Below are 3017 nucleotides of genomic sequence, written 5' to 3'. Positions count from 1 at the left end.
GGCTCGAACGAGCTGAACGGCAACTTCGACCGCGACACCGTCTATTATGACGGCGGCCGCAACAACTTCCAGAAGCAGCAGACCACCTCGCAGTCGCTGCAGGTCGCCTATGACTTCGGTCCCGCCACCCTGACCGGCGTGGTCGGCTCCTATCAGGGCTCCAGCCAGGGCGACGGCGACATCGACGGCGGTGTGGCCTCGGCCCCCGCAGGCTCCGGCTACAAGACCCCGTTCAACGTCGAGTCCGGCACCCTCTCCAGCGACCTGCTGCAGAACACCTATGAACTGCGCCTGGCCTCGAACGGCGACGGCCGTCTGGGCTGGCAGGTCGGCGCCTTCTACTGGGACGAGCGCATCAACCTGGTGTCCGGCACCTTCAACGGCACCGGCGGTCTGATCCCGACCAAAGCCACCGACATCGTGCAGAAGTCGGACTCCTGGTCGATCTTCGGTCAGGCCAACTATCAGGTCACCGACACCTTCAAGATCACCGGCGGCGTGCGCTACACCGACGACAGCCGCGACTACCACGGCAAGATCGTGATCGGCACGCCGGCCAACGCCGAGGGCCGGGTCTCGGTCGGCGACGAGCAGGTCAGCTGGGACGTCAGCGCCCTCTATGAAGTCAACGACAGCCTGAACCTGTTCGCCCGCGTGGCCAGCGGCTATCGCGGTCCGTCGATCCAGGGCCGCAACCTTCCGGTCCTGACCACGGCCGAGTCCGAGACCGTCATGTCCTACGAGGCCGGCCTCAAGTCCCGCCTGTGGAACGGCCGCGCGCGTCTGAACGCCACGGCCTATCTGTATGACGTCAAGGACATGCAGTTCACCGCCATCGGCGGCATCGACAACTCCAACCGCCTGATCAACGCCGACAAGGGTCAGGGCTACGGCCTGGAGATCGACGGCGACGTCTATCTGGGCGCCGGCTTCACCCTGGCGGGCGGCGTGGCCTGGAACCACACCGAGATCAAGGACAAGGACCTTCTGGTCGCCATCTGCGGCAACCACCTGTGCACCATCACTGATCCGATCGTAAAGGTGGGCGCCAGCGACCGCGCCGCCATCGACGGCAACCCCTTCCCCCAGGCGCCGGAGTATTCGGCCAACCTGACCCTGTCCTACGTTCGCCCCATCGGCGACGCCCAGGAGCTGTTCGCCTCGACCGACTGGGTGATGCAGAAGGACTTCAACCTCTTCCTCTATGAGGCGGTCGAGTTCCGTCAGGACGCCAACTTCGAAGGCGGCCTGCGCGCAGGCTGGCGCGACCTGAGCCGCGGCCTGGAGGCGGCAGCCTACGTCCGCAACCTCACGGACGAGGCCAACGTCATCGGCGCGATCGACTTCAACAACCTGACCGCCTTCGTCAACGAGCCGCGCATGTACGGCGTGGAGCTGTCGAAGCGCTTCTAGGCCTTCACGGCGGATCGCATCGGAGGGCGGCGGCGGGGCGACCTGCCGCCGCCCTCTTGCCATCCGACGCCAGCTTGGCCTTACTGTCTCCGGGATCGGGGGGAGTATCTTCTACAATGCGGCTGGCCTTGCTGTTGGGATCGTTGACGCTCGCCTTCTTGCTGGCGGTCTGGACCACTCAGGTTCCGCGCCCCCGTCCCCTGGATGCGCCCGTCGCCGCCTTCTCGGCCGCGCGGGCCATGACCGACATCGTGCAGATCGCCCGCGCCCCGCACCCGGTCGGCTCGGCCGAGCACGCCCGCGTCCGCGCCTATCTGAGCGACCGCATGACCCAGCTGGGCCTGTCGCCGGAGGAGCAAAGCGGGCCGCTGTCGCCCGGTTCGATCCGGCGGCTGAAGAAGGAAGGCGGCGATCCGCAGGCCGCGAACAATCAGGCCATCAATCTGATCGGCGTCCTGCCCGGAAAGGACCGCAGCCAGCCCGCCGTCATGCTGATGGCCCACTATGACACCGTGGTCGGCTCGCCCGGCGCGGCTGACGATTCCACCGGCGTCGGCGCCGTGCTGGAGGCCGTCCGCGCCATCAAGGCGCGCGGCCCCATCGAACGCGACCTGGTCGTCCTGCTGACCGACGCCGAGGAACTGGGTCTGGACGGCGCCCGCATCTTCTTCGGCGGGCACCCGCTACGCGACCGCATCGGGTCCGTGGTCAACCTCGAGGCGCGCGGCGGCGGCGGTCGCGCCGCCATGTTCGAAACCGGACGCGAGGCCGGCCCCACCGTCGACCTGTTCCGCCGCGCCGCCATGCGCGCCGACGGCGGGACCACCGCCACCTCCCTTGCTGTCTTCATGTATGAACAGATGCCCAACGGCACCGACTTCACCGTGCCCAAGGATCGCGGCGTCGGCGGGCTGAACTTCGCCTTCATCGGCCGCCCGGCCCAGTATCATGCGGCCGACTCCACCCCCGAAAATCTCGACCAGGGCGCCCTGCAGCATCTCGGCTCTCAGGCATTGGAGGCCGCCGACGCCCTGCTGCGCGCCCCCGCCCTGCCCGCCAAGGGACCGAACACCGTCTATGCCGACGTCTTCGGCCGCCTGATGCTCAGCCATTCGGCCGCCATGGGCTGGGGCCTCCTGGGCCTGGCCGCCCTGCTCGGCGGCTTCGCCGCCTGGCGCGCCCGACGCGCCACCGGCCTGACCGCCGCACAGGTCGGACGCGGCCTGCTGGACGGGCTGTGGTTCCTGTCCGCCGGACTGGTCCTGGCCCAGGCCGTGCGCCTGCTGGCCGGGCCGATGTCGAGCCGCGCCGCCTCGTCCGAAACCTACTATGTCCTTCTGCATCGCCTGCCCTGGATGGAGGCGGGCGCCGTCCTGACCATCCTCGCCCTGGCCCTGCTGTTCCTGACCGGGGCGCGCCGGTCACGTCCGCGCGTGATCGCCGGGACCGTCGCCGTCCTGACGCTTCTGACCCTGCTGATCGGCGGCTTCAGCCCGGTCATGCTCGGCGCGGGCGTCATCGCCGCCGCCCTGTCGCTGTGGCCGGTCAAGGCCACCACCACGACCTGGGGCGCCTGGCTGGGCCTGATCGCCCTCGTCTTCCTG

Annotated in this window: 2 protein-coding genes; both read left to right on the top strand. The window is 68.9% G+C overall.

The features are described from left to right. The coding region (locus tag VGE49_RS09515; RefSeq protein ID WP_331034321.1) for a TonB-dependent receptor at positions 1–1413 on the top strand (1413 nt) is incomplete at its 5' end. 143 nt (positions 1414–1556) lie between these two features. After that, the coding region (locus VGE49_RS09510; protein WP_331034320.1) for a M20/M25/M40 family metallo-hydrolase at positions 1557–3017 on the top strand (1461 nt) is incomplete at its 3' end.

This window comes from Brevundimonas sp. (assembly GCF_036405315.1).
Taxonomy (GTDB): domain Bacteria; phylum Pseudomonadota; class Alphaproteobacteria; order Caulobacterales; family Caulobacteraceae; genus Brevundimonas.
This window is presented reverse-complemented; position numbering and strand designations above follow the sequence as displayed.